General features: G+C 43.6%; 23 protein-coding genes and 1 tRNA gene. 10 read left to right on the forward strand and 14 right to left on the reverse strand.

All coding sequences use genetic code 11. The annotated features are described in order from the left end of the window. Nucleotides 1-29: 29 nt before the first annotated feature. A complete protein-coding gene (locus ACT6R0_RS00940) occupies nucleotides 30-2,618 on the forward strand; it encodes a DUF262 domain-containing protein (RefSeq protein ID WP_444650464.1) in 2,589 nt (862 codons plus the stop codon). 1 nt (nucleotide 2,619) lies between these two features. On the opposite strand, the gene ACT6R0_RS00945 is transcribed toward ACT6R0_RS00940, so the two are convergent. Further along, a complete protein-coding gene (locus ACT6R0_RS00945; protein ID WP_444650466.1) occupies nucleotides 2,620-2,868 on the reverse strand; it encodes a helix-turn-helix domain-containing protein in 249 nt (82 codons plus the stop codon). A gap of 104 nt (nucleotides 2,869-2,972) precedes the next feature. Between ACT6R0_RS00945 and ACT6R0_RS00950 the strand changes: the two genes are divergently transcribed. Continuing rightward, complete coding sequence (locus ACT6R0_RS00950; protein ID WP_444650467.1) at nucleotides 2,973-3,305, forward strand: hypothetical protein; 333 nt, start codon at nucleotides 2,973-2,975, stop codon at nucleotides 3,303-3,305. 363 nt (nucleotides 3,306-3,668) lie between these two features. Here ACT6R0_RS00950 and ACT6R0_RS00955 read toward each other — a convergent pair whose 3' ends face one another. The 7 genes from ACT6R0_RS00955 to ACT6R0_RS00985 form a co-directional block, all read right to left on the reverse strand. After that, nucleotides 3,669-4,991 carry a hypothetical protein gene (locus ACT6R0_RS00955; RefSeq protein WP_444650469.1) on the reverse strand — a complete coding sequence of 441 codons (1,323 nt, stop codon included), beginning with the start codon at nucleotides 4,989-4,991 and terminating at the stop codon, nucleotides 3,669-3,671. A gap of 27 nt (nucleotides 4,992-5,018) precedes the next feature. After that, nucleotides 5,019-5,333 (reverse strand): helix-turn-helix domain-containing protein, encoded by a 315-nt coding sequence (locus ACT6R0_RS00960; protein ID WP_444650471.1) that lies wholly within the window; start codon nucleotides 5,331-5,333, stop codon nucleotides 5,019-5,021. 66 nt (nucleotides 5,334-5,399) lie between these two features. Beyond that, a complete protein-coding gene (locus tag ACT6R0_RS00965) occupies nucleotides 5,400-6,173 on the reverse strand; it encodes an RteC domain-containing protein (protein WP_444650473.1) in 774 nt (257 codons plus the stop codon). A 121-nt stretch (nucleotides 6,174-6,294) separates the two neighbouring features. Next, nucleotides 6,295-6,382, reverse strand: a tRNA-Ser gene (locus ACT6R0_RS00970). A 50-nt stretch (nucleotides 6,383-6,432) separates the two neighbouring features. Then, nucleotides 6,433-7,458: an asparaginase gene (locus ACT6R0_RS00975; protein ID WP_444650475.1), complete on the reverse strand. Its 1,026-nt coding sequence runs from the start codon at nucleotides 7,456-7,458 to the stop codon at nucleotides 6,433-6,435. Then, on the reverse strand, nucleotides 7,451-8,584 hold the full coding sequence (locus tag ACT6R0_RS00980) for a 1-acyl-sn-glycerol-3-phosphate acyltransferase (protein ID WP_444650477.1): 1,134 nt from the start codon (nucleotides 8,582-8,584) through the stop codon (nucleotides 7,451-7,453). The genes ACT6R0_RS00975 and ACT6R0_RS00980 overlap by 8 nt, the downstream gene beginning before the upstream one ends. Before the next feature lie 69 nt (nucleotides 8,585-8,653). Further along, nucleotides 8,654-9,421, reverse strand: coding sequence for a TatD family hydrolase (locus ACT6R0_RS00985; RefSeq protein ID WP_444652300.1), 768 nt, complete (start codon nucleotides 9,419-9,421; stop codon nucleotides 8,654-8,656). Nucleotides 9,422-9,585: 164 nt separating this feature from the next. Between ACT6R0_RS00985 and ACT6R0_RS00990 the strand changes: the two genes are divergently transcribed. From ACT6R0_RS00990 to ACT6R0_RS01005, 4 genes are all read left to right on the forward strand, one after another. Beyond that, entirely contained in the window at nucleotides 9,586-10,023 is a 438-nt protein-coding gene (locus ACT6R0_RS00990; protein WP_444650479.1) for a retropepsin-like aspartic protease, read from the forward strand. Nucleotides 10,024-10,075: 52 nt separating this feature from the next. Beyond that, nucleotides 10,076-11,995 carry a choice-of-anchor L domain-containing protein gene (locus ACT6R0_RS00995; protein ID WP_444650481.1) on the forward strand — a complete coding sequence of 640 codons (1,920 nt, stop codon included), beginning with the start codon at nucleotides 10,076-10,078 and terminating at the stop codon, nucleotides 11,993-11,995. A 169-nt stretch (nucleotides 11,996-12,164) separates the two neighbouring features. Then, on the forward strand, nucleotides 12,165-13,160 hold the full coding sequence (locus ACT6R0_RS01000) for a hypothetical protein (RefSeq protein WP_444650483.1): 996 nt from the start codon (nucleotides 12,165-12,167) through the stop codon (nucleotides 13,158-13,160). Between the two features lie 81 nt (nucleotides 13,161-13,241). Next, a complete protein-coding gene (locus tag ACT6R0_RS01005; protein ID WP_444650484.1) occupies nucleotides 13,242-14,945 on the forward strand; it encodes a choice-of-anchor L domain-containing protein in 1,704 nt (567 codons plus the stop codon). 117 nt (nucleotides 14,946-15,062) lie between these two features. On the opposite strand, the gene odhB is transcribed toward ACT6R0_RS01005, so the two are convergent. Beyond that, the gene (odhB, locus tag ACT6R0_RS01010; RefSeq protein WP_444650486.1) at nucleotides 15,063-16,313 is read right to left on the reverse strand and encodes a 2-oxoglutarate dehydrogenase complex dihydrolipoyllysine-residue succinyltransferase; all 1,251 of its coding nucleotides are present in this window, start codon (nucleotides 16,311-16,313) and stop codon (nucleotides 15,063-15,065) included. A gap of 50 nt (nucleotides 16,314-16,363) precedes the next feature. After that, nucleotides 16,364-19,144 carry a 2-oxoglutarate dehydrogenase E1 component gene (locus ACT6R0_RS01015; RefSeq protein WP_444650488.1) on the reverse strand — a complete coding sequence of 927 codons (2,781 nt, stop codon included), beginning with the start codon at nucleotides 19,142-19,144 and terminating at the stop codon, nucleotides 16,364-16,366. A gap of 114 nt (nucleotides 19,145-19,258) precedes the next feature. Between ACT6R0_RS01015 and ACT6R0_RS01020 the strand changes: the two genes are divergently transcribed. Further along, nucleotides 19,259-19,813 carry a hypothetical protein gene (locus ACT6R0_RS01020; RefSeq protein WP_444656332.1) on the forward strand — a complete coding sequence of 185 codons (555 nt, stop codon included), beginning with the start codon at nucleotides 19,259-19,261 and terminating at the stop codon, nucleotides 19,811-19,813. Between the two features lie 52 nt (nucleotides 19,814-19,865). On the opposite strand, the gene ACT6R0_RS01025 is transcribed toward ACT6R0_RS01020, so the two are convergent. Genes ACT6R0_RS01025 through ACT6R0_RS01040 form a run of 4 tightly spaced genes read right to left on the reverse strand, consistent with a single transcriptional unit; the run spans nucleotide 19,866 to nucleotide 22,413 of the window. After that, nucleotides 19,866-20,348, reverse strand: coding sequence for a hypothetical protein (locus ACT6R0_RS01025; RefSeq protein WP_444650492.1), 483 nt, complete (start codon nucleotides 20,346-20,348; stop codon nucleotides 19,866-19,868). Continuing rightward, nucleotides 20,349-20,705: a hypothetical protein gene (locus ACT6R0_RS01030; protein WP_444652301.1), complete on the reverse strand. Its 357-nt coding sequence runs from the start codon at nucleotides 20,703-20,705 to the stop codon at nucleotides 20,349-20,351. Next, the gene (locus tag ACT6R0_RS01035; RefSeq protein ID WP_444650493.1) at nucleotides 20,702-21,439 is read right to left on the reverse strand and encodes a hypothetical protein; all 738 of its coding nucleotides are present in this window, start codon (nucleotides 21,437-21,439) and stop codon (nucleotides 20,702-20,704) included. The genes ACT6R0_RS01030 and ACT6R0_RS01035 overlap by 4 nt, the downstream gene beginning before the upstream one ends. Beyond that, nucleotides 21,439-22,413: a polyprenyl synthetase family protein gene (locus tag ACT6R0_RS01040; protein WP_444650495.1), complete on the reverse strand. Its 975-nt coding sequence runs from the start codon at nucleotides 22,411-22,413 to the stop codon at nucleotides 21,439-21,441. The genes ACT6R0_RS01035 and ACT6R0_RS01040 overlap by 1 nt, the downstream gene beginning before the upstream one ends. A 234-nt stretch (nucleotides 22,414-22,647) precedes the next feature. Here ACT6R0_RS01040 and ACT6R0_RS01045 point away from each other — a divergent pair, with 234 nt between their 5' ends. The 3 genes from ACT6R0_RS01045 to ACT6R0_RS01055 all read left to right on the forward strand — a co-directional run bounded on the left by ACT6R0_RS01045 (nucleotide 22,648) and on the right by ACT6R0_RS01055 (nucleotide 25,313). Further along, complete coding sequence (locus ACT6R0_RS01045; RefSeq protein ID WP_444650497.1) at nucleotides 22,648-23,241, forward strand: TetR/AcrR family transcriptional regulator; 594 nt, start codon at nucleotides 22,648-22,650, stop codon at nucleotides 23,239-23,241. An 86-nt stretch (nucleotides 23,242-23,327) separates the two neighbouring features. Further along, the gene (locus ACT6R0_RS01050; protein WP_444650499.1) at nucleotides 23,328-23,924 is read left to right on the forward strand and encodes a TetR/AcrR family transcriptional regulator; all 597 of its coding nucleotides are present in this window, start codon (nucleotides 23,328-23,330) and stop codon (nucleotides 23,922-23,924) included. Nucleotides 23,925-23,954: 30 nt separating this feature from the next. Continuing rightward, complete coding sequence (locus ACT6R0_RS01055) at nucleotides 23,955-25,313, forward strand: TolC family protein (protein ID WP_444650501.1); 1,359 nt, start codon at nucleotides 23,955-23,957, stop codon at nucleotides 25,311-25,313. Nucleotides 25,314-25,318 lie beyond the last annotated feature (5 nt).

Below are 25,318 nucleotides of genomic sequence, written 5' to 3' on the forward strand. Positions count from 1 at the left end.
AAGGGTGTATAATCATTTAAAAGATAAGTATGGTCAAAGATATACAAGTAACCAAGGATAACAGAAAAAACGTTTTCTCCCTTCCCGAAATAGCGGCATGGAGTGAAAATAGAAAAGTTTCACTTCCAACGATACAACGTGGTTTTGTGTGGAAACCTTTTCAGATAGAAAATCTTTGGGATTCGATTTTAAGAGGATACCCATTAGGGGCATTTGTTATGACTTCAAATGAGAATCAACCTTTAGAATTATTGGATGGGCAGCAACGTTCAACCGCAATCAGCCTTGGTTTCGGAAATGACACCTTCCGACATTCATTAGTAAATTACCGTGTATTTATCGACTTAGAAAAACCCGACCTGAATGATTCCCGGAAATTCATAGTACGTGTAATAACACGATCGCATCCTTGGGGCTACAGTAGGCAAAACAATACTGCGACATTAAGCGCAGAAGCTATTAGAAACGCAATGCAACATTATGATGAGGATGCAGATCCTTTAACTTCTGATTTGGAGAAATTTTTTCCTGCAGATGCTAAGTTCCCAGTACCTCTTTCATTTTTCATTAATGCGGCATCGAGCAATGAAAATATAGTGGGAATATATACTAAGCTTTCTAAATGGCAGCACTGGGATAAGATAAGAAGCAAATGGGCTGAAAACCAAAATTTATCCGAAGAAGTGCAATATAAGTCCGTACTGGAAAAGCTTGAGGTTGTTTTTCGGGCAGTTAAACGGGCTTATGAAATACAAAAAATTCCAGCATTATATCTTGACCTTGATGAATTTGCAGAAGATAATACTGTGCCAAATGATGAAGCGGCTGACGAAATAGAAACTATGTTTGTTCGCTTAAATGCCGGTGGCACTCCTTTGACAGGCGAAGAATTGAATTATTCTATTTTAAAGGCGCATATTTCTTCAGATGCACAAGAGAAAATTGAAGAGGCTTGTAAGTCTTTGTTTCGTCCGGCAAGATTTATAACTATCGCTTATAGGCTGTTTCAACATGAAGATAAAGATAGTACCAAAAGTGATGCCCTTACAATGCGCATACAAGCTAAGCAGTTTCAAAGAACAATCGTCAAGGAGAAGAAAGCGAAGGAATTTCAGGATTTTTTATTAAGGATAATAGAAGATAAAAATTATTCGGGCAAAACTTTACTTGAATATGTTCTTGAAGTTTTGCGATATGAAAGTAACCAAACTTACGCATTACCTTACCTGTTATATAGCAAGTTATCTGATGTTGCCCCAGAGCTAATGTTTCTTTTGTTATACAGGATTAAAAACAAAAAAGATACTTTTACGGCAGACACACGCGAGCATCGCCGTATGCTGGGATTAGTAACATTACTGTTGTGGTTTGGAAGGGGTACTAATCTGCGGGATCATTCGAAAGTTTTATTAAATATTTGGCCATCAGCAGAAACAGAATCATCTTCAGTTTTTTGGGGTTCAAAGACGATACAACGTGCGCAGATTAATGATGTATTGCTTCCATTTCCATACTTGTCAGGCGAACAGGGAATAAAATCTATTTTAAATTACAATGTTACTGAAAACCTCGATATAATTCAAAAATTCGGTGCATCGAGAAATTATATTCACTTTATTGCGAGAGCTTTCCACAATAAAGATTTATTACTTTATGTTCAAAGACACTTTTTAGAGCAGTTTTTTAAAACCGGACAATATCATCTTGAAGACACAAATCTGCCTTTTGACTGGGATCACATTTCAGCAAATAATTTAGTGAGAAACAAACAAAGAATTCAACAGGCTGTAAAGAACTGTTATCAAACGATTGGGAATTTTAGGGCATGGCCTTTCGCATTAAACAGAATGGATAGCGACAATACACCAGCAAGGAAATTTCGCCCATTTGATAAGGCTTATTATGGTGAACCAAGACTTTCACACGAACGAATTAAGTGGGAAAAGTTTGCCAATAAAAACAAGCATCTTGTTGAAGATATCAATAAATTAAATGAAAAATTGTTGGAATGGTCTTTTTGTGGAGACGGCTGGGCAAAATGCGATGATTCAAAACTTGCAGAAAAATGGAGACCAATCGTTGGTTTAATTCGTGCGCGAAATGTTGCTATCCTTGAAGAATGGTATGATAAACTTATGATTGATGAATTGCTGCCTGTTAACAAAGTTTCTATCGACAATTTACGTAAAGGGAAGTGGAGCGACGTAGCAGCAAAAGGAGCAGTAATTGACCTTACTGAGTTTAATGTTGAAAATGAAACCAACTGGCTTAGTGCAAAGATAGATACGGCGAAAGGAAAAGTGTATTTCTACTTATATTACGAAAAATCTGAAAATCCGGCAAATCTATTAAAGAAAGGCGGAGTTAAATTTGGGATTTACGACATGCAAGGTGACGTTATTAAGGAAGTAACTAATAGTGAAAACTCTTACTTGGACAAGAGTTGGATACAGCAAAGTTTCACATTAATATCACATGATGAGTCGTCGTATTGCGATTTGGTCTCTCAAATACGAATATGGCTACAGGAACTTGATTTTCCTAACGAAATACAATCAGCTTTGAGTGAAGCTTTCGATAAAAGCATAAGTAGTAAGTTTAATATAAAGAAAGTCTGACTTAATCATTATGATTTCTTATATCCAGCCCTCTAAGCAAGTCAATTATACTTATCTCTAAAGCGAAGCAAAACCTCAGCAGTAGGTTCACTGTAATTCCTTGCTCATTTTTGAAAATTCGTCGTACTGTTCCCTCAGTACAATTTGAAGCACGGGCAAATTGAGACTTATTGCCGTTGAATTTCACAAGGAACTCCTTGTAAATTCTTTGACTAAGTTCTTTTTCAATTTCCTCAAGTTGCTTCTGCATAAAGCAAAGGAAATAAACCGATACGCGAAAAATTAATTTACGATTCGTCTTATAAGACGAATTTGTATATATTTGGACTTGCTTAGAACTTATACAATTAGTCTATGGATTATTCAAAATTATTTATCCTTGCATTAGGTTGCATAGGTGGGTATATGGCCATTTCTTATTCAAGTATGGCAAGGTCGGGAGGATATCCAATCGGTAGTTTTTTCCGTGGCATGTCGATACCTGTTGTTACAGGATTTGTTTGCTGCTTAGGGACGATTGCTTTATCAGCTTTTGTTAACCCGTGGTGGTCGTCAATCATCGTTTTAATAATCGGTATTGTAACGGCGACCATATTTACCATGATATTTCGTGGGCTTAGCCAATATTTATGTATTGTCCTGATGTTAGTATCATTAGTGCTTATTCCAATCTATGTGTTTAATTAAGCAATAATAAATTATCTCTTAACACAATCCTTAATTATGAATGACTTTACAGCTTTGTAATTCTTTTCTTTTTTTATGCATGTAAATACTGATGATTATAAATCAATAATTTAACAACAGTTCATCGCGAATAAAACCTGACGTTTTCCCTGTTTTCTAAATTAATATAAAATTTATGATGCTCCTACATATTTCATTTTCAACTGCACCATAAATATGTTACAAATAATTTTACAATCTATATCAACACTATCGGAAGGGTATGGGTGAAAAAAGGAAAACCCCTCAATCAGAAAACCGGATTATTGAGGGGTATGGGGTGTCAATTTTAGGTATTGTCCTGGGAGTTTTGACTTTTTCTTGTCATATATCGAACAATTGGACTTGACCTTCGGGATATATTCTTCTTTGCTTTCTTACCTGATTCTTTTTTAAAGTTCGTATGTTATGTGCAATCTCCTTAATCTGAGTTTTTAGTTCTGCCTCGCTCCAATAAGCCGTAAGGTACAGCTGCTTTATTCTTTTAAAGACATCCGGCTGATGCTGCAAGTAGTAGTGTAAACCACTATAGCCTAAAAGATAACTGCTATCCTTCTGCATGGAAATGTCAAGGCCAGTTATGGGACAAATCCTATTCGTCTCCACAGTTTCCTTCCCTTCATTCCATAAATCCTTTTGCGTACTCTCTAACCCTATAATAGAAGTGTTATTTATTACACAATAGGCGTTTCCAGTACCCCGGTTATTTATTACACATTCCTTAGCTAAGAGTTTCCGAATCTGAAATTGCCTGTTATCCGAGTGCTTATTAATAATTTGCTTTAAAGCTACCTTATGGCGGTGTCTTCGGTTTGGCCGAAGGTCGCTAATCCAATAGTTAGCGTTAGAGTATTTAGGCAACATTAATAATTCTCGATGCGACAGCTCTTCTTTTCGAATGGTGTCGTCATAAGCCATAACTTCATCAAATTTCTCGACAAGTAGCAGGTGAGCTTTTTGCAAAGTCTCTTCGCCAACATCAGCAAAGGTAACTATGCCCAAAGGTTTTAAATCATGCATCTTAAGATACTTAAGCTCTACTCTTAAAACATGCTCTAACATTCCGTACTGAAACGACTTGTTGTAAATTTTTAAAATATATCTTGAATGCTTTACCTGAGCACTATTTCTACCATGCATATAGTCAAACAGCTTGTTGTTGTGGTACAGAAGCCATTTCAAAAATAGCATAGGGTCAAAGCCTATCGCAAGATTTGCCCCTATCTCAATATTTTGAAAAATCATTTGCTTTGAAGTACAACCGAATAGTTCCTCAAGGTGTTCTCTTACAGCTATTACCTCCTCCAAAGTAAATTCATTTCCATTAAAGCCTCTATCTATGTTTTCAGGAAGGTGGTTAGGTGCTTTAATGCTGTTTAAACTATTCCATAATTTATGGATACTTCCGGCAAACATTATATGTTGAACTATCTTGCTTGTTATTTTTCCATTTACAACAACGGATTTAGTTTGGGTTATAATAGTAATCTTACATGTGTGATAAGTTGCAACCATTTTCTCGTCACATATTTGTCCTGTTGTCGTATTAATATCACAATTGAACTCAAGGTTGCTGTTAGCCAACAACCTTGATACATCAATTTTAATTAGAGACAACTTAATAAAATCAATTAGTCCTCTTTTCATGGTAGATGTTGATTAACAAAGGATATATTATACCTCCGCCCATATCACTTTAATCTTTCTACCATTTGGGTTAAGCAGGGTTAGTGCCTCTTCCAGATCAGACTTTAGAAAGTAAACTCTGTTCCCAATTCCATACTGTTTTAACTTACCCGATTTAACCCAATTATTTATGGTAGATACATTAACCTTAAAAAGGGCTGCGACTTGCACGCGGGTAAGATACTCATCAGGCTGTTTTGACTCGAGACATGTAAGCAGTGCATCGAGTTGAGTCTTTAGAGTGTGGCTAATTTGTTGCAAAAGTTGTTCAGGATCCAACTGAATAAATTGAATAGTACTCATAATATGATGTTTAAATTATGAGGCAAAATTGTCGTTATTGCGAGATATGCAAAGGTGAGTTACTGGTCACTTACCTTTACTATTTTTATTTTGATCTTGTTTTAAGCTCAAAATAAGGGTATCAAGGAAAAGGGTTTCGCTACCGTTATTTCTGTTTTTAATCTTATTTATTGTTTGATCGGGATCTTTGATTTCAACATTAAAAAAAGTTGATAGTTTTTTAAAAATTTCTGATTGAATTCCCTTTAAATTCCCGTTTGCAATAAGGGCTTTTGTGAGTTCGGTAAGTTGTGTGGGAGTTCCGTGAAATTTAATTGCTTGGCTTGGGTGCATACTTGCCTCTTTCTCAGCAAAAACTTTCTCAAAAACATTTGCGTTATTCAAGATGTAATCCCATGCTCTGACAAATATCCCTACTTCTTTTCCATACGTCTGTACAGCTTGACGAGACATCCTGTAAATTGCACCATCCTCAGTCAACGGAAATTTGTTAAATATAGTAGAGCGATTATAAACCAAAGAAAATATTCGGTAGGCCTTTGTTTCTTCAACGGCTTCGAGAAACGGAATTGATGAAAGCATTTTTTCAAAATTGTTATAGCCTTCGGTAAAGCCGCTCTCATACCACTCGATGAAATTTCCCAAATCGGCATCACTAATTGAGTCATCATTTTCATCGTTTGTAATTAAGTAAATCATATCAAAGTGCTCGTAAGCATCCTTATTGCAGAGAACGAAAGGAGTTATTTCGAAAAATCGTCCGTATACGTTATCAAACTGCGATTTGATATGTCGTGGAAGAGCATCAAAATTTACATTTTTAAATAGTTCGATATTCATAATTTTTAATTTGAATTGAAAGGATTATATAAAAAAATTGAATTGTTGACTAAAGGTTGTCTAAATATGAAAACAGAAATCCGTATCTGATTAGTTACTAATCAGATACGGATTCTTAATGCAGAGAGGAAGGGATTCGAACCCTCGATACCCTTGTGGAGTATACACACTTTCCAGGCGTGCGCCTTCGACCACTCGGCCACCTCTCTAAAGTATTGCGGGTGCAAAAATAGGATTTAAAACGAATATTAAAAAATTATTACGATAATTCTCCGCGAAGCGAAGATTCGAAGCAGGTCTTGAATTCGGCGGGCGACAGATCTTGACCCAAAAGGTACATCATTTTGGTTATGGCGGCCTCGGTAGTAATGTCGGCACCCGATATTACGCCTATCTCCTTAAGCATGGTGCTGGTCTCATAATGCCCCATGTTCACACTGCCGCCGGAGCATTGTGTCACGTTAACTATCTGCACGCCTTTTTCTATCGCCCTTTGCAGGATAGAGATAAAGTAAATGTCGGTAGGTGCATTGCCCGATCCGTATGTTTCCAATACTACGCCCTTTAATCCGGGGGTATTGAGTATCGAGGAAAGTACCTGTTCGTTGATCCCGGGGAACATTTTTATAATGACCGCATTATCATCAAAGTTCTTGCGCACCTTCAGCTGTTTTTCAGGATCATGGGGCCACAGGAGCTCTTTGGTCACTTTGAGGTGTACGCCCGATTCGGCAAGGGCAGGGTAGTTAGGCGACTGGAAGGCATTAAAATGCTCTGCGCTTATCTTGGTGGTGCGGTTAGCCCGATAAAGCTTGTATTCAAAATAGAGGCAAACCTCGCGTATCACAGGGTCGTTGTTATTTCGTAAGGAAGCGACCTGTATGGCAGTAATGAGATTTTCCTTGGCATCGGTACGCAGGTCGCCAATGGGTAATTGGGATCCTGTAAATACCACCGGCTTGTCTACATTTTCCAGCATGAAGCTCATTGCCGATGCCGAGTAGCTCATGGTGTCTGACCCATGGAGGATAACGAAGCCGTCGAATTTGTCATAATTATCCTCTATCAGATCAGCCAGCTTAGCCCATTTAACCGTATTCATATTGGAGGAATCGATGGGCTTTTCAAAAGAGACCGTTTGTATATCGCAGTCCAGCAACTTTAACTCGGGAATGCGCTCCAGCAGGTTGCTGAAATCGAAAACCTTGAGTGCGCCGGTCTCAAAATCCTTGACCATGCCTATGGTGCCGCCTGTATAGATCAGTAAGATGGACGGCTTAGACATTCTGGTGCTTCATTTTATTGACTACCGGATTGGCATACAATGCAAGGAAGCCTTCACGCACGATCTTGTTCTCAATGTCTATGCGCATTTCCAGCCGCCTTTCAAACAGCTGTTTTTCCTTTTCGGTATACTGCCCGGCGAACTGGGTGGTATTGTTAAGCAGGTCGTACGCGATATAGTTGGTAGGCCACAGCTTGTAGCTGTTTTGGATCGAATCATCAATTACCTGGGCCAGCGCCTGTATCTGTTTGTTCTGGTTGTCATGTTCGCGGGCTATGGTGTCCAGTTCAGCATCCAGTATCTCGCCCATGTGGAGGTGAATGCGTTTTTTTTGCCCCATGATACCACTGATGAGTGTCATGAAATCTTCATTCTTTTCCTTGATATACACTTCGTCATTGGCTTCGGCCATGAGCCTCGGCATCTTTAGCATGTCGGTTGGGTCGTATTCATATGAAATAGAAACCGGTACGATCTTCGCCTTTTTGAAGTATTCCATCAGGTTCTCTTCGTCCGATGCCATTGCCAGCATTTTCAGTACACCCTGTTGGGTCACATCGTTCCCGTCCTTGGTGCGGCCTTCGCGTTGCGCGATCCATACGGAGCGGTTTTCACGGAACAGCATCTGGTAAATGTATTCCGACATTAGCTTTGAGCTTTGGAGCAGTTCCCTCGGCCCAAGATTGCGCTGCACCAGGAAGTTCCTGTTAAGCCTTGAAAGCGCGTGCAGGAACGACTTTTGCACCAGGTTATCGCCAATGGCCGATGCGGTCATGATCAGGCCGTGATCGTAAAGGCTTACGTTAATGAGCGAGGTGTCAAGGATTATGTCCCTGTGGTTGGATATGAAAAGGTATGGGGTATGCTTGTCAAGTTTTTCAAAGCCCGAGGTAGTAAGCCCTTCAGAGCTTTTCTTGAGAACCATCTGGATGGCCTGATAAATGAAATTGATCTGGAAATCTCTTTTGGAATGGGTTTTCTTTAGCTGCTCCATCCAAACCGACTCTTCCGTGTCCGGAAAAGTGAAGCTCATGAGCGCCTTCATCATGGGGTGGTTCGCTACGCTGCGTATCGCATCGTTAACCTCAGTATCATAATAAGGCCTTATTTGGTCAAATTTCGACATGTACTTCTTAAGGGTTAAAACAATTCACAAATGAACAAAAAAATTATGGAATTAAACCGAAATTCTTTGTTAAATACCATAAACATCTTTGGAATTCGCAGTCGTAACCGCCGCGACCTCTTCTACTGAAATGTCATAGATCAGGGCCAGCTTTTCGGCAACCAATTTGGTATAAGCGCTTTCATTGCGCTTGCCGCGAAAGGGCGCAGGGGCAAGGTAGGGCGCGTCGGTTTCGAGGACGATATGCTTTAGGGGAATGTCATTGAGGAATTGGTCGATTTTACCATTTTTGAAGGTCGCCACACCGCCAATGCCCAGTTTCATATTGTAGCCGATCGCCTTTTGTGCCTGTTCAAAGTCGCCGGTAAAGCAATGGAAGATGCCAAAAAGGCTGTCCGCTTTTTCCGATTCTAATACTTCAAACACTTCGTCAAACGCATCACGGCAATGGATGTTTATGGGCAGCTTATATTTTTTAGCCAGTTGTATCTGGTGTTTAAAAGCATGTTGCTGTTCGGCCAAACGGGTCTTGTCCCAATACAGGTCGATGCCTATCTCCCCCACGGCATAAAATGTATGGCTGGCCAGCTGTTCCTCAACATGAGCCAGTTCTTCAAGATAATCCTCCTTTACATATGTTGGATGAAGCCCCATCATCAGGAAAATATTTTCAGGATATTGCCTTTCAAGATCATACATTTGCTGTGTATAACCGGAGTCTATCGACGGAATAAAGAATCGAGTCACCCCCGCATCGATGGCACGCTGTATCATGGCATCGCGGTCATTGGCAAATTCTTCGCTGTATAAGTGCGTATGAGTATCGGTTAGTATCATCATAAAATGTTGAGGTGCAAAATTACGAACCAATTGCTTAACCGCAAGCGGTTTTTAGTTTTACCACAAAGATCTGCATCGATAGTAAGGCTTTGCGCGCTTTGTGCAGATCTTTGTAGGCCTTTTGGTAAAAAAGCCAGCGTAACTTTTACTATTTTTGAATAATGGAGAATTTATACGACACCCTCAAAAAAGGCGGATACAAACGCGTAAAGTTTAAGATCTCGAAAACCCAGCACCTGCTCATCAGGGCAAAGATCAATGGGGTAGAGGGGAAGTTCATACTCGATACCGGGGCTTCCAACAGCTGTGTCGATTTTCAGGGCATCGGCCATTTTAACCTTGCAGCCAGCGATTCGGACACCAAGGCCGCCGGGGCAGGAGGGATAGGGATGCTCACGCAGACCTCGGTAAAGAACAAGCTGATACTGGGGCGCTGGTCTACCAAAAAATTCGGATTGGTCATTTTCGATATGTCGCATGTCAACGAGGCGTTGCGCCAGTACAATGCCAAGCCGGTACATGGTATTATCGGGGCCGATGTGCTTATGAAAGGAAAGGCCATTATTGATTACTATAACAGTTGCTTCTACCTTAAATAATTTTGAATGCATAAAAGAAATTTTTATAGCTTTGGGAGCAAACCAATTAGCTATGAAAAAAACTTTACTCTCGGCGATATTATCAATGCCTCTCTTGGTGATCGCGCAATCTCCAATTACGACTTCGGGTACGCAGTATACCCCGCAACAGTTAGTGACAGATGTGCTTCTTGAAGGGACCGGTATCCAGGCGACGAACGTAACTTCCTCTACGGGTACTAATTATGGCACTGTGAATGGACTGGGTTATTTTACAAGCGGAAATGCCAACTTTCCGTTCGTAAATGGCGTTATCCTGTCTACGGGGAATATTGAACAGGCTCCGGGACCAAATAATACCCAAAACGGAGGCACCCTGGAATGGCTGGGCGATAATGATGTTTTAGCTATACTGCAACAATTAAGTCCGCAGGCATTCATTTCCTTAAACGCCACAAAGCTCGAATTCGATTTCATAGCCCCATCAGACCATATTGACATCAGCTATATTTTTGCATCAGATGAATACGGAGACTTTCAATGCAGTTTTTCCGATGCCTTTGTAATAATGCTCACAGACCTTGATACGGGTGTTACTTCGAATCTCGCAATAGTGCCGGGAACTACGATTCCTGTAACGGTCAACAGTGTGAGGAACAATCAGTATAATTCAAATTGCAATTCCCAAAATGCCCAATATTTTGGTGCATATTACAGCCCGACAAACATAAATGCCCCGATAAACTTTAATGGAAGGACGATGCCACTTACTGCGGGATCTACTTTGAACCCCGGTCATAACTACCATCTTAAAATAGCTATTGCCGAAAGGAATGACCAGTTATATGACTCAGCTTTATTCGTCGGGGAGATCGCCTTTAGTATGCCTATTGCTATAGGAACACCAAATGACCTGTACGGATGCGATTTTAACCTTGATGGTGTTGCTACATTTAACCTGCTTGAAAATAATGCTGCCGTACTTGATGGGCAGGATCCGGCTGGTCTTACCATCACTTATTTTGAAACTTTGTCAGACGCCGAAAATAATGCTGTGAACAATGCTATTGCCAGCCCGGGGGATTATACAAATATTATGGCAGGCACCACAAATTCACAAACCATTTATGCAAGGTTATCAAGCAACACAACCGAAGCCTATGATGTAGCTTCGTTCCAGATCATTGCAGCGCCACAGCCATATGCCGGCGATCCCGCGCCTGTGATAGTACTTGATGATGATACGGATGGACTTGCATTAGTCAACCTTACAGCACAGGAAGCAGTGATCCTTGATGGTCTTTCACCTGCATCTTTTGAAATAACGTATTATACGTCTGCAGGGAATGCGGATGCAGGCTCCCCTTCTGTTACCGTACCGTACAATTATTTTACGTCATCTGCAACAGTTTATTTCAGGTTGGAGAATAGTGAGAGTGGCTGCTATGACACAGGCGAGATCGAAGTGATCGTGCTTCCGTCTGACTATGAAACCCCCGCTCCAGATGGCAGTGAGGAACAGCAATTTGAAAACGGCGATACCCTTGCCGATATTGAAGTTGAAGGCGAGGACATTCAATGGTATGATAATGCCGGGCAGGCAGGGCCACCCAATACTACCGATACCGAAACTCCACTGCCACTAAACACTGTACTTGTTGATGGCGAAACCTATTATGCATCGCAAACTATTTACGGTATAGAAAGTGTACAACGTCGTGCCGTAACAGTACATACTACCATGGAGGCCGGGGAAAGCATTTTCAAAGGCTTTATTTCCTTTCCGAACCCGGTTAAAGATGTGCTGAACATCTCAAATAGGAATAACATCGATAAGGTAGAAATGTACAACCTTGTCGGTCAGTTGGTATTGAGCAGGACAGTGAATGCAGATAGCGCTGTCATAAGCCTGCAAAGCCTTGCGAAAGGTGTTTATATCCTTAAAGTACTATCGGGCAAAGCTGAAAAAGTGGTACGCATAGTAAAAGAATAGAGAATATGACCCCAGATCATATATCCGCTGATAAGCCATCAGCGGATCTTTTTATCATCTTTGGTCTTTTTCGAAACTTCATTAATGTGTGGTAGGGTTTTTATGTATCGAAATGTTTTAAGGTCAAAATGCGGTTGGCCGGCCTGCTTAAAACCTTATCAATAAACTTATGAAAAGAACGTACCTACTTGCAGCATCGCTAATGATGATGCTGTTCTCTGCCTGCGAAACGACCGAAACGGTTTATGACCCGCAGGATGGTCCCATAGTGCCGGAATTCCCCGCCCCGACCGCCCAGGAGTTTGGGGACCTGCAGGAACAGGCATTGGCCAACATTACACAGGAGTTTACTTTTATCAACGATCCCTCGGGTATGATGCAATTCATGTCAGAAAGCGGTGTTGAAATTACCATTTACGGGGGTTGCCTTACAGTTAACGGTGTGCCGGTTACAGGCGAAGTGACGCTCGAATATGTCGAGATCTTCAATAGTGGCAGTATGGTTGTAACGGGTATGCCTACAATGGGCATGATGCCCGATGGCGATATGGCGATGCTGATTTCCGGTGGTGAATTTTATGTGAACGCCACCCATAACGGGCAGCCGGTAGACCTTGCCTGTGGCTTCCAGTTACAGATACCAGGTTCGCTTACGGGAGGTACAGATGGCGACATGACGTTGTGGAACGGCCTGGTTGCAGAAGATGGCGATGTGGTATGGGAAGAAGTGGAAGAAGGCAACCAGGAAGAAGGCGGCGTATTTGTAGAAGGCGGGACCTACTATGCCTTCATCGGAAATTTTGGCTGGACCAATGTTGACCGTTTTTACAGCGACCCGAGACCCAAAACCACCGTTAATGTAGATGTACCGGACGGGTTTACAAATCAGAACAGCGCCGTGTACATTTCGTATAACGAAGAGGGCAATGCTTTGGCGATGCTCGACACATACGACCCTGCTACAGGTTACTTCAGCGAGCATTACGGACAGATCCCCATAGGACTCGAGTGTAATATTATATTCGTGTCTGAGAATGAGGACCAATGGACCTACGCCGTCAAGGCTGTGACGATAACCGACAATGGCGTGATCACCTTTACGGATGCCGATCTGGACAGCGTAACAGAAGCGGAGCTTATAGCACTGATAAACGCGCTACCGTAAAGATATGTCTTATTAAATTTTTATAACCGCTTCACTGTAAGCGGTTTTTTTGTATTTTCACTCCAACCAATCAACAGATCCATGAAAAAAAAATTACTGTTTTCCTTAGTCCTGTTCCCATTGCTCGCACTTGCCCAGCCTGCTAATGATGAATGTGGCAATGCTATCCAGGTCCCACTATCATGGTGGGGTTATGATGAGGTCACGGTCAGTAGCGACCTTCAGGGCGCGACTGCCTCCGGTGAGCCTTCGGGATGTATCGGTATTGCCGATGATGATATATGGTTTAAGTTCACTGCGGAGAACCCGAGGCACAGGATGACCTTTTATGGCAGCGGGAATACCAATACCATGGTGTATGTTGTGTACGAAGGCTCCTGTACAGGCAATGTTATCTCCTGCGGTACATGGGGAGTTTTTAGCTGGCGCTTACTTGAGGGGCTTACACCTGCGCAGGATTATTATGTGCGGTTCTACTCTGTCGGACCTGCTTCCGTTGGTAATACTGTCAACGTAAGTATTGCTGCTGATGCCGGGCCAATGGATATATTGACGCAGTATTCGGCTCAGGAGCTTGTTAACGATATGATATCCGGATCGATCCCGCCACATATTATCATAAGCAATGTATCTTCTTCAACAGGCAGTGATTTTGGGGATGTTAATGGCCTGGCAGGATATTGGGATGCATCTATGGACGATTTCCCTGTAGGCTATGGGATCGTCCTGACTACAGGGAATGCAGGGAATATTTCGGGGCCAAATTCTCAAGCACTGAGCGAAGGCACAAATTCGTGGCCAGGCGACCCCGATTTGCAGCAGATACTTGGCCCTTCTGATCCCGGCGGGTTTTTAAACGCATCATCGCTGCAGTTTGATTTTGTTGCTAACCATCCTTTACTGAATGTATTGGGCATAAGCTATGTTTTTGCCTCAGAAGATTATGGTGCAGGCCAATGCGGCCCTGCCGATGCATTTGCGATAATACTTACCAACCTTGATAGCGGCGAAAAAGTAAACCTCGGTGTTGTTCCGGGAACGGACATTCCTTTGAGTGCCACAACGGCCAGGGACAACGCCTTTAATTCCGATTGCCCTTCAGAGAACAGCACTTACTTTGGCGAATATTTTACTGCCGGCGATACCTTTGCCATGACCAATTTTAACGGACGTACCAAAGGAATGGATGTGTCCGTCCCCATCGAAACAGGTATTCCCTACCGTATTAAATTCATTGTTGCCGATCGGGATACTGCAGCTAATGATTCAGCATTATTTATAGGGGGCGGATGGTTTAACGTCGCCGAGCCACTATTGGGCCCAACGGCATCTTCTCCGCAGGGCTTCATTGAAGGTGAAACCCTTACCGATATCGAGATCGAAGGTGAGAATATTCAATGGTATGCTTCCGCAGATGGGGGAGAGCCCATTCCTGAAAATACGCTGTTGGAAGACGGGATAACGTACTACGCCTCGCAAACTGTAGGTAGCATCGAAAGTCAGGAACGTACGCCCATACAGGTGTTTTTGATGTTGGGGACTGCGGAAAATGCGATCTCAAAGTTATATGCCCATCCCAATCCGGTAAAAGAAGTGTTATATTTATCGGGCAATGAAATAGCAGGCAGTGCCACCATAAGTGATATTCTTGGCAATACGGTCATCCGACAGGAGATAAGCGGAACTTCGGCATCAATTGATGTGTCAGGATTGATGGGTGGAATTTATTTTGTGAAGCTAATTTCGGGTGATGCGCAAAAAACAATAAAAATTATCAAACTGTAACGCAACCTTATTACCCTTTGCTGCATCTATAGGATAGTCTGTCGCTTAGCGGCATCCCTATATAGAAAAAGTCCCGCTAATTGCGGGACTTTTTTGCTTTTATTCAATTGCAGGTCGTTATAGTTCCAGCGCTTTTTTAGGATTGTTGTCCATCAACAGCTCAGCAGGATTTTCAAGGCCCTCTTTCACTGCTACAAGGAAACCAACCGACTCGCGTCCGTCGATGATCCTGTGGTCGTAAGACAGTGCAACGTACATCATTGGGTGGATCTCGACCTTACCGTTCACCGCGATCGGGCGCTCGATAATATTGTGCATACCAAGGATACCTGACTGAGGAGGGTTGATGATAGGTGTTGAAAGCATTGAGCCGAATACACCGCCATTGGTAATGGTGAACGTACCTCCGGTCATGTCATCAACTGTGATCTGGCCATCACGCGCACGAAGCGCAAGACGCTTGATCTCAGCCTCAATACCACGGAACGTAAGTGCTTCAGCATTTCTCACTACCGGCACCATAAGCCCTTTAGGTCCTGATACTGCTATAGATACATCTACGAAGTCATACGATATTTTATAGTCCCCATCCATCATGGAATTTACATCCGGGAACAATTGCAAAGCCCTTACTACGGCCTTGGTAAAGAATGACATGTACCCAAGGCTAACACCACCGTGTTTCGCTTTAAACGCATCTTTATATTCGTTCCTTAACTGGTTGATAGGTGTCATGTTCACCTCGTTGAACGTGGTAAGCATGGCTGTTTCATTCTTTGCAGACACAAGGCGCTCAGCCACTTTCCTGCGCAGCATAGACAGCTTGGTTTTCTCCGAGCCACGGTTTCCGCCTGTCGGCGTACCCATAGACGGTACATGGTTTACCGCATCGTCTTTGGTTATCCTGCCACCTTTACCGGTTCCGGCAACGGTTGAAGAATCTATGTTTTTCTCGTCAAGTATTTTGCGTGCAGCCGGCGATGGCGTGCCTGTAGCATAGGTTTTCTCCGCTGCTTTAGGCTCTTCCTTCTTAGGCTCCTCTTTTTTAGGTTCTTCTTTCTTCTCCTCTGCCTTAGGGGCTTCTGCTGTTTTTTCTTCTTTTGCGGGTGCTGCGCCTCCGTCAGGTTTCGCTGCGCCTGTATCGATAAGGCAAACTACCTGCCCTACTTTTACCGCGTCGCCTTCTTCTGCCTTTAGGGTAATGATACCGCTGGCTTCGGCAGGAAGCTCAAGGGTCGCTTTATCTGAATCCACTTCGGCAATAGCCTGGTCCTTTTCTACATAGTCACCATCTTTTACCAGCCATGTTGCAATTTCTACTTCTGTGATCGACTCTCCCGGTGAAGGGACTTTCATTTCTAAAACCATATCAGTATGCTTTATTTGTGTTCCTTATATATTGAAAATCAAAAGTACGATTAATTAAATAAATTCTTGTCAAAAACCATGGCAATGGCTGCGGCATGGCGTTTTTTCGAACGGGTATAGCTACCTGCCGCAGGCGCGCTGTAGGCTTTAAGCGATGCAAGCCTTAGCTTTACTTCGTTAAAGTTCATCAGCATATGGCTGTAAGCACCCATGTTGCGCGGCTCTTCCTGTGCCCAAACGTAGTCGTCGGCATTAGGGTATTTTGCAATGATCTCTTTAAGCTGTTCTGTTGGCAACGGGAACAATTGCTCGATACGAACTACAGCTACATCATCACGTTTCAGGTTCTCCCTTTCGGCAATAAGGTCGTAATAGAACTTACCGGTACAGAATACCAGTGTCTTTACTTTTTTAGTATCTGCAGCCGGGTCGTCAAGCACTTCCTGGAAAGTACCGTTCGCAAATTCCTCTGCAGTAGAAACTACCAACGGGTGGCGCAGCAAGCTCTTCGGTGTGAACACGATGAGTGGCTTGCGGAATGTTGTTTTCATCTGCCTCCTCAACAGGTGGAAGAAGTTGGCAGGCGTAGTACAGTCGGCCACATACATGTTGTGGTTGGCGCAAAGCTGCAGGTAACGCTCCATGCGGGCCGATGAGTGTTCCGCACCCTGGCCTTCGTAGCCATGCGGCAGAAGGAACACAAGTCCGTTCTGGTTGTTCCATTTATCTTCGGCTGCCGAAATGTACTGGTCGATCATGATCTGGGCGCCGTTGGAGAAATCCCCGAACTGCGCTTCCCATATCGTTAGTGTTTTAGGGCTGGCAAGGGCATAACCATAGTCAAAGCCCACCACGCCGTATTCCGACAGTAGTGAATTGAATATATGGAATTTGCCTTTTTTGTCCTTCAGCGTGTCAAGCAGTATTACTTCTTCTTCAGAATCTTCCACTTTTATTACGGCATGGCGGTGCGAGAAGGTTCCCCTTTCTACATCCTGTCCTGATATCCGTATATCGTAGCCCTCGGTCATAAGGGAGCCGTAAGAAAGCATTTCGGCCATGGCCCAGTCCAGCTTATCGGTTTCAAAATACATCGCCTTCCTGTCGTTGATCAGCTTTTGTATCTTTTTGATAAATTTCTTATCCGCGGGAAGCTCTGTAATTGTTTTGGCAATTTCGTCAAGCATTTCTTTCGAGAATGCCGTGTTGACTTTCTTAAGCATCTCATCGGCATCTGCCTGGGCAAAGCCTTCCCACTCATTCTGCATGAAAGGGCTTATTATTGTAAGCTCTTTTTTCCTCGAAGCCTCAAGGTTTTCCTCAAGTACAGCCTTATAGTCAGCTTCCAGCTTGCTTGTGAATTTGTCATCTATTACTCCCGAAGCTATAAGCTTTTCAGCATAAAGGTCGCGCGGGTTCTTGTGTTTTGCAATTATTTTGTAAAGCTTCGGCTGCGTGAAGCTTGGCTCATCACCTTCGTTATGGCCATACTTCCTGTAACCTAAAAGATCGATGAAAACGTCGCCGCCAAATTCCATCCTGTAATCCAGGGCGAACAATACGGCGTGTACTACGGCTTCGGCATCGTCGGCATTCACATGAAGCACCGGCGACAGTGTTACTTTTGCAATATCAGTACAGTAGGTAGACGAACGTGCGTCGAGGTAGTTGGTCGTAAAGCCTACCTGGTTGTTCACCACCATGTGGATCGTACCGCCCGTTTTGTAACCATCAAGATTAGCCATCTGCACGATCTCATAAACAATGCCCTGGCCTGCCACTGCGGCGTCGCCATGAAGCGCTATAGGAAGCACTTTGGAGAAATCATCAGGAAAATATCTGTCCTGCTTCGCACGTGCGATACCTTCGATCACCGCACCAACGGTCTCGAGGTGCGATGGGTTTGGCGCAAGGTTGATGTTGATCTGCCTGCCGCTTTTTGTCTTCTTATCGGCAGTAAGGCCAAGGTGGTATTTTACGTCGCCGTCAAAAAGCGCATCATCGTCATAATCCTTACCGTCGAACTCGCTGAAGATATCCGATGTCGATTTTCCGAATACGTTGGCCAGCACGTTGAGGCGGCCCCTGTGTGCCATACCCATTACGAACTGTTCTACGCCTTTTTCGGCAGCGGATTCAATAAGCGCGTCAAGTGCAGGTATCAACGACTCACCCCCTTCAAGGGAAAAGCGCTTTTGGCCCACATATTTTGTATGAAGGAAGTTCTCGAAAGAAACCGCTTCATTTAGTTTTGAAAGGATGCCTTTTTTCTGATCAGCAGAAAAGTCCGGCTGGTTGTCGTTCCTGGTCAGCCTGTTCTGGATCCACTTCCTGATCTCCGGGTCGCGGATGTACATGTATTCGATACCAATGTGCTGGCAATACACCTTGCGCAGGTGGTCAACGATCTGCCTTAGGGTAGCCTGCTGAAGGCCTGCTTCTTTGGCGGCGTCGAATGTAGTGTCAAGGTCGGCATCACTAAGTCCAAAAGTCTCAAGTGAAAGGTTTGGCGTGAATATCCTCCTGTCCCTTACCGGATTGGTCTTTGTGAAAAGGTGGCCGCGGGTGCGGTAGCCCTCAATAAGGTTTAATACCTTGAATTCTTTCTGTAGTTTTTCAGGAATGCCCGAATAGTCGGATACCGGTTGGGCCGCAGGGCGTGGCTGCTCGACATCAAGGGTTTCGTAACCATTACCCTGCATCCCGAAATCAAATCCCTGGAAAAAGCTTCTCCAGCTTGGTTCTACACTGTCGGGATTTTCTATATATTGATCGTATAAATCTGCGAAAAATGCGGTATGTGCCGCGTTTAAGAAGGAAAACCTGTCCATAATATTGTGTTTACTACCTGGTTTTTAAAAAATCAATTGCAAAAGTACAATATTTGCAATAAATCTTTCAGTGTTTTTTATATATTTATGCATACTAATTACACCCCTGTGCATATGAAAAGATATATTAACATTTTATTGGCAAAAACCACCATGGCTATTCTCAGTTGCCTACTTTTCACTGCCGTTAACGCGCAGGATGATAGGGACTTTTGGAGCAGGGTACGCTTTGGCGGCGGCTTTGGGCTTGGCATAGGGAGTGGGTATACTGATATCACCATCGCGCCCGGTGCCATATACCAGTTCAATGATTACGTAGCGTTGGGTGTTGGTGTGGAGGGTACTTACATAAACCAAGATAATTTTTACAAGGCCTGGCTGTATGGCGGGTCCGTTGTAGGCCTGTTCAACCCGATTGAGGAGATACAGCTTTCGGCCGAACTGGAGCAGCTGCGGGTGAACCAGGAATTTGACAGGGACTATTTCGACCCCCTGGTTGACGGTGGGGGAACTTCACGGCACAGGGACTTTTGGAATACGGCATTGTTCCTTGGCGCAGGCTACCGAATGGACTATGTTACGATTGGAGTGCGCTATAATGTGTTGTATGATGAAGATGACATGGTGTACAGCAATTCGTGGATGCCGTTCGTGAGGGTTTATTTTTGATTGGGAACGCGAAAGAAAAAAGGAACGCGGATGACGCGGATTGGGCAGATCTTCACGGATTTTCTTCGATCTCGTAAACCGTTACCTCATAATTGTCGCCGTTGACAATATAATTGATGTCTAATGTGACTATTTCAGGATAGCCGCCCGGAATAACATCTGCAATGCAAAATTGTGTGTTAGGCGAGTTTGTTATGATGTCTTTTGAAATATCACCCTGTGTCAGTATGATCCTGAAGGCTTCATTGCGCGAGCCGCATTTGGCGCTGATTGTTTCGTCGTTATTCTGAAGTTCAAAATCACCACCATTATGATTGAACTTTTCGACCAGCAAACGGCCATGTTTTACGAGGCCTGCCTTTTTCAAACCCACATCTTCCATTTCAGGATCGAGCACTTTAACTGAGTCATATTGTTTTTCCGAAAGGTCTGCATAGGTTTTTCGGGATAGCGGCAGTTTAGTTTTTGTAATGACGATACCTTCCCGGACACAGGCGAAAGCGAATAAGAGAAATATGGAGAGTATCTTGTTCATTTAAGAAAATTTATTCCTAAACCATACCTTCTGCCATTCCCTTTTCAGCACCAAAAAAGCCACCTGTTCAGACAGTTCTGCAATGTCAGAGCCATCCAGTGATCTGATGTCCTTTTCTGGCACGTCGATAATGTATAGCAGGTTGAGGTACTCGGCGAATTTGTGCTGTATCAGCCGGTATATTTTATCCTGTACGCCCAGCTTCAGCTGTATGGGAGTAATGTCTGCATCAAGGTCCAGCGGCTCGTTGGCGAGGGTAAAATCTTTATTAAGTTGTTCTACCAGTTTGGTATACAGCTTTTCTTTTTGTGCTTCGCTCAGGAGCAGGTCGGTGTTTTGCGGGGCGGTAAATGTCATGTCGTCGTGCGGAGCTTTTTCTTTTCCCAAAGGTCAACAATTTTTGCCAATAGCACATCGCCCCCGGCATAAAAGAACACGGCTCCCATAGGCGGATTGGCAGTGGGCAGCGTGCCAAAAGTTTCAGGTTCCCATGCCCAGCATTTAAAGTAAGTACCGCCAATCTCTATGAAAATAACACAGACGGCAATGAAAAAATACATGTTCTGCCAGCGTTTCCTGCGGAGCAGTAAAAAGAACAGCAGCCCTGACAATACGGTAAGCAGGTCGTTAAGGAACACTCCTGCACACAGGAAAAGAAAAAAGAACCCCGGCGCAAAAAACCTGCGGAATTCCCTTTGGTGTGACTTTGCCAGGCGGGTATGGGCAAAAATATAACCCGAAGCGTAAACAATGGCATGGCCGAAAGGTACGTATAGCGGGATCACTTCGCCACGGTATTCATACATGCCCAAAAGTTTACAAAAGATAAGCTCACCGATATACGACAAAGGGACCATGACAACCATAAGCCTTTGGAGGCGGGTGGGCGAAACGATGAACAGGGCGATGAAGTAGGCTACTGCTAATATATTAACTATCTGCCGGTCGTTTAGGTAAGGTACTGGTACAGCTACCGAATCTATGCTTAGGGACAGCAGGGTAAAAACAGGAAATGCCAGGGCCAGCCACAATTGTCCCCTGCTTACAGAAAGCTCATTTTCCGGATGTATGTCGCGGAACAGGGTTAGCATTACACCTTACGCTGCATAAGGTTTTCGCCAAACTGCCGTAGCAGCTGTTTCTTTTCGGTAGCAATATCCATTTTCTCAAGAGTGGCGAATGCTTTTAGTGTAAATTGCTCGATGGCCTGGCGGGTAGCGGCATCGGCACCGGTGTGGGTGAAAATATTTTTTACCGCCACTATCTTATCCGATGGATCTTCGGGCTTTTCGGCAAACCAATGCATCAGGTTCTCCTTTTCGTATGGATCGCCTTGTGACAAAGCCTTGAGGTACAAATATGTTTTTTTATTCTCTATGATGTCGCCGCCAACCTGTTTGCCGAAGGTTGCCGGATCTCCAAAAGCGTCCAGGTAATCGTCCTGCAACTGGAAGGCAATGCCCAGGTTAAGCCCGAAATCGTATATCAGGTCACAGTTTTCCTGAGTGGTTTTCGCTACTATGGCACCCATTTTCATCGCGGCAGCTACAAGTACTGCTGTTTTGTATTCTATCATCTTCAGGTACTCCGGCTGGGTAACATCGTCCCTCTGCTCAAAGTCCACATCCCATTGCTGGCCTTCGCACACTTCGAGCGCCGTTTTGCTGAACAGCTTTGCCAGCGAGCGGAATACTTCCGGCTCATATTCTTCAAAATAGCGGTACGCGAGGATAAGCATGGCATCGCCTGAAAGGATCCCGGTGTTCAGGTCCCATTTTTCGTGCACGGTCTCGTGACCGCGGCGCAGGGGAGCTTCGTCCATGATGTCATCGTGAACCAATGAGAAATTGTGGAATACCTCAACAGCAACAGCGGCAGGCAGGGCCTCGCGGCAATCGGTACCGAATATTTCGGCTGACATCAGCGTGAGTACCGGGCGCATTCGCTTTCCGCCAAGCGACAATATGTATTGGATGGGAGCGTACAGATTTGCGGGTTGTTTTTCAAAGGAATGGCCGGCAAAATAGTCGGCTATGATCTGCTGGTAATGCCCGATGGACTGCATAAAGGATATTTTTTGCTAAGGTACTAAAAGTTACAGCCGCCTACCACACCATTTTTAACTTATCAGTCCAAGTGTTATTTTAATTTTTTAATTCATTGGAAGTCAACTGATACTGATAAAATTTTTGTGACCCGTGGCATAGTTGTGCTTACTCTTAACTTTATTATAAAACTTTGGAAACTTTTTTGGTTTTAAAAGTTTCCTGATCTACCTTTGCGGCGAATTTAAGGACGAATGAAAGAGACAATATTAAATAAGGCGAACGAAATGTTCTTAACGCTTGGCTTCAAGAGCGTTACTATGGATGATATTGCCGCTGAGCTTGGCATATCAAAAAAAACCATTTACCAGCATTATGCCAATAAGACCGATCTGGTAGAAGCGAGCACAATGCATCTTTTTGGGACAATATCGCAGGGCATTGATAATATAAGGGAGCAGAGGAACAATTCCATTGAAGAGATATTCCTCATCCGGAATTTTTTGATGCAGCATTTGCATAATGAGTCGGCATCGCCATTTTACCAACTCCAAAAGTTCTTCCCAAAAATATTCTCCTGCCTTCGCGAAAGGCAATTTGAAAAGATGAACGGGTGCATGATGGAGAATTTGCAGAAGGGCATTGATAGCGGATTGTTTAGGAGCGACATCAATATCAGTTTTATATCCCGCATCTACTTTACGGGACTCACAGGTATAAAGGACAGTGACATTTTTCCGTCTTCAATGTTTGAGATAAATGATGCAACGCGACAGTTTCTGGAATACCATGTCAGGGCGATAGCGACTCCTAAGGGACTTACCATACTCGAAAAGTTTATAATTTAAATTTAACTAAATATTAACATTTAACAATTCGAAAAACGAAGTAAATTTGCCTTGACAAAAATGTCAAACAAAAAAGTTAAACTAAAATGTCAGCTAAAGCAACAGACCAGGATACGGAGAGATTGATAAAGGAGACGGCGATGCAGATATTCTTTGCTGAAGGGCGATTTAATGCCACGACCCAGGAAATTGCCGATGCGGCAGGCGTGAACAGGACGTTGATCAACTATTATTTCCGTTCGCGAGATAAGCTCTTCGAGCGGGTGTTTGAAGAGGCACACAAGCATGAGCATGAACTGATGGAGCAGATATTTTACTCCGGACTGCCGTTTAAAGAGAAGATCGCGCGCCATCTTGACGTTTCATTCGAACAGTCGCAAAAATATCCTTATCTGGAAATTTACATGGTGACGCAGGTGAACCAGGGATGCAACCTGAAGGACCATGAGAATATGGGAGAACTGCTTAAAGACTTTTACAGGGAGATCGCGGCAGAAATGGAAAAAGGCACGATCGAAAAAATGAGGCCGGAACAATTTGCCCTTAATTTCATATCGCTAATGTCATTTCCGGTTTCAATGAGGCCACTACTACAGGAAACTATGGGCTTTAGTAATGAAGAATTTGACACGTTGCTTGCCGAACGCAAGGATATAATTATGAGAACCCTTTTTAAACAATAATCATTCAATCAATTAAATAACAGTTAACAAATGAAGATCATCAATGACCTGAAAAGCTACCTTCGCAAAGAATGGGCTTTTTTAATGGCACTTCTGGCAGTTGGCTCGGCGGCGGCCCAAACGGCCACGAAAGAACTTACGCTGAAGGATGCCATCAATTATGCTCTTGAGAATAAAGCTGAGGCAAAAAAGGCCAAGCTTTCTATTGAGAACAGCGAGTACCAGATACAGGAGGTTCGTGCAAGGGCGCTGCCTACCATTACAGCTAACGGTAACCTGACGTACAATCCCATACTGCAACTTAATGCGGTAGACTTTGGCGGTGGAACGCAGCTGCTCGCATTTGGGCAGGACTGGGTATCTACGGCCGGTGTGAACCTAAACCAGGCGATATTCGACATGTCGGTATTTACCGGCCTTAAGGCGGCACGCAGCACACGCGAGTTTTACCAGGTGAATGCGCAGCTTACCGAAGAACAGGTGATAGAACGTGTTGCGAACAATTATTACCAGGTATATGTACAGCGCCAGCAGCTTTCCATTATTGACAGTACTTATGCGAACACATCCAAAGTGCGGGATATTATCAAAGGGCAGTTCGAGAACGGCCTCGCGAGAAAGATAGACCTCGACCGTATGAATGTGAACCTGTCAAATATCAATACCCAGCGCCAGCAGCTTATCAATGCGGTACAGCTGCAGGAAAATGCGCTTAAATTTTACATGGGTATGCCGATAGCAACACCAATAATGCTTCCTAAAACAGAATTCAATGTAACACCGCTGGCTGTGAATGATTCGCCTGATGTGACCCAAAGGAGCGAATACCAGTTACTGAAAAAACAGGAGCAGTTGTTGTTCTACCAGAAGAAATCGATAGAGGCAGAGTATTATCCATCCCTGTCACTGACCGCAGGATACAACTACATTGGACAGGGCCCCCAGATCCCTTACTTCGCAAAGCCGGCTGACGGCGTTTATTGGTCGGACTTTTCCTCGATAGGGGTAAATTTGAAAGTGCCGATATTTAATGGTTTCGGAACGCGTGCCCGTGTAAGGCAGGCTACGATTGACCTGAAAGAAACAGAGGAAGACCTGAAAGATACCAGGCTGTCGCTCGACCTGGCGTTCGAGAACGCAAAAACGCAGATCAACAACAGCATTATAACCATCAATAACCAAAGGGAGAATGCGAAGCTGGCGCAGGAAGTCCTGGACAATACCCAGAACAACTACCAGAACGGACTTGCGACCCTTACCGACCTACTGGACGCTGAAAACTCATACATCGAGGCACAGAATAATTACACTTCGGCCCTGCTTGACTTTAAACTGGCGGAAGTACAGCTGATAAAAGCAAAAGGCGAATTAAGAACATTAACAAACTAATCATA

The sequence above is a fragment of the Flavobacterium sp. genome (assembly GCF_052437795.1).
GTDB lineage: Bacteria > Bacteroidota > Bacteroidia > Flavobacteriales > Flavobacteriaceae > Flavobacterium.

What these genes read in the sequence shown, in the direction of transcription:
- ACT6R0_RS00940 (WP_444650464.1), top strand. Translation starts at nt 30, where the DNA reads ATGGTCAAAGATATACAAGTAACCAAGGATAACAGAAAAAACGTTTTC.
- ACT6R0_RS00945 (WP_444650466.1), bottom strand. Translation starts at nt 2,868, where the DNA reads ATGCAGAAGCAACTTGAGGAAATTGAAAAAGAACTTAGTCAAAGAATT.
- ACT6R0_RS00950 (WP_444650467.1), top strand. Translation starts at nt 2,973, where the DNA reads ATGGATTATTCAAAATTATTTATCCTTGCATTAGGTTGCATAGGTGGG.
- ACT6R0_RS00955 (WP_444650469.1), bottom strand. Translation starts at nt 4,991, where the DNA reads ATGAAAAGAGGACTAATTGATTTTATTAAGTTGTCTCTAATTAAAATT.
- ACT6R0_RS00960 (WP_444650471.1), bottom strand. Translation starts at nt 5,333, where the DNA reads ATGAGTACTATTCAATTTATTCAGTTGGATCCTGAACAACTTTTGCAA.
- ACT6R0_RS00965 (WP_444650473.1), bottom strand. Translation starts at nt 6,173, where the DNA reads ATGAATATCGAACTATTTAAAAATGTAAATTTTGATGCTCTTCCACGA.
- ACT6R0_RS00975 (WP_444650475.1), bottom strand. Translation starts at nt 7,458, where the DNA reads ATGTCTAAGCCGTCCATCTTACTGATCTATACAGGCGGCACCATAGGC.
- ACT6R0_RS00980 (WP_444650477.1), bottom strand. Translation starts at nt 8,584, where the DNA reads ATGTCGAAATTTGACCAAATAAGGCCTTATTATGATACTGAGGTTAAC.
- ACT6R0_RS00985 (WP_444652300.1), bottom strand. Translation starts at nt 9,421, where the DNA reads ATGATACTAACCGATACTCATACGCACTTATACAGCGAAGAATTTGCC.
- ACT6R0_RS00990 (WP_444650479.1), top strand. Translation starts at nt 9,586, where the DNA reads ATGGAGAATTTATACGACACCCTCAAAAAAGGCGGATACAAACGCGTA.
- ACT6R0_RS00995 (WP_444650481.1), top strand. Translation starts at nt 10,076, where the DNA reads ATGAAAAAAACTTTACTCTCGGCGATATTATCAATGCCTCTCTTGGTG.
- ACT6R0_RS01000 (WP_444650483.1), top strand. Translation starts at nt 12,165, where the DNA reads ATGAAAAGAACGTACCTACTTGCAGCATCGCTAATGATGATGCTGTTC.
- ACT6R0_RS01005 (WP_444650484.1), top strand. Translation starts at nt 13,242, where the DNA reads ATGAAAAAAAAATTACTGTTTTCCTTAGTCCTGTTCCCATTGCTCGCA.
- odhB (WP_444650486.1), bottom strand. Translation starts at nt 16,313, where the DNA reads ATGGTTTTAGAAATGAAAGTCCCTTCACCGGGAGAGTCGATCACAGAA.
- ACT6R0_RS01015 (WP_444650488.1), bottom strand. Translation starts at nt 19,144, where the DNA reads ATGGACAGGTTTTCCTTCTTAAACGCGGCACATACCGCATTTTTCGCA.
- ACT6R0_RS01020 (WP_444656332.1), top strand. Translation starts at nt 19,259, where the DNA reads ATGAAAAGATATATTAACATTTTATTGGCAAAAACCACCATGGCTATT.
- ACT6R0_RS01025 (WP_444650492.1), bottom strand. Translation starts at nt 20,348, where the DNA reads ATGAACAAGATACTCTCCATATTTCTCTTATTCGCTTTCGCCTGTGTC.
- ACT6R0_RS01030 (WP_444652301.1), bottom strand. Translation starts at nt 20,705, where the DNA reads ATGACATTTACCGCCCCGCAAAACACCGACCTGCTCCTGAGCGAAGCA.
- ACT6R0_RS01035 (WP_444650493.1), bottom strand. Translation starts at nt 21,439, where the DNA reads ATGCTAACCCTGTTCCGCGACATACATCCGGAAAATGAGCTTTCTGTA.
- ACT6R0_RS01040 (WP_444650495.1), bottom strand. Translation starts at nt 22,413, where the DNA reads ATGCAGTCCATCGGGCATTACCAGCAGATCATAGCCGACTATTTTGCC.
- ACT6R0_RS01045 (WP_444650497.1), top strand. Translation starts at nt 22,648, where the DNA reads ATGAAAGAGACAATATTAAATAAGGCGAACGAAATGTTCTTAACGCTT.
- ACT6R0_RS01050 (WP_444650499.1), top strand. Translation starts at nt 23,328, where the DNA reads ATGTCAGCTAAAGCAACAGACCAGGATACGGAGAGATTGATAAAGGAG.
- ACT6R0_RS01055 (WP_444650501.1), top strand. Translation starts at nt 23,955, where the DNA reads ATGAAGATCATCAATGACCTGAAAAGCTACCTTCGCAAAGAATGGGCT.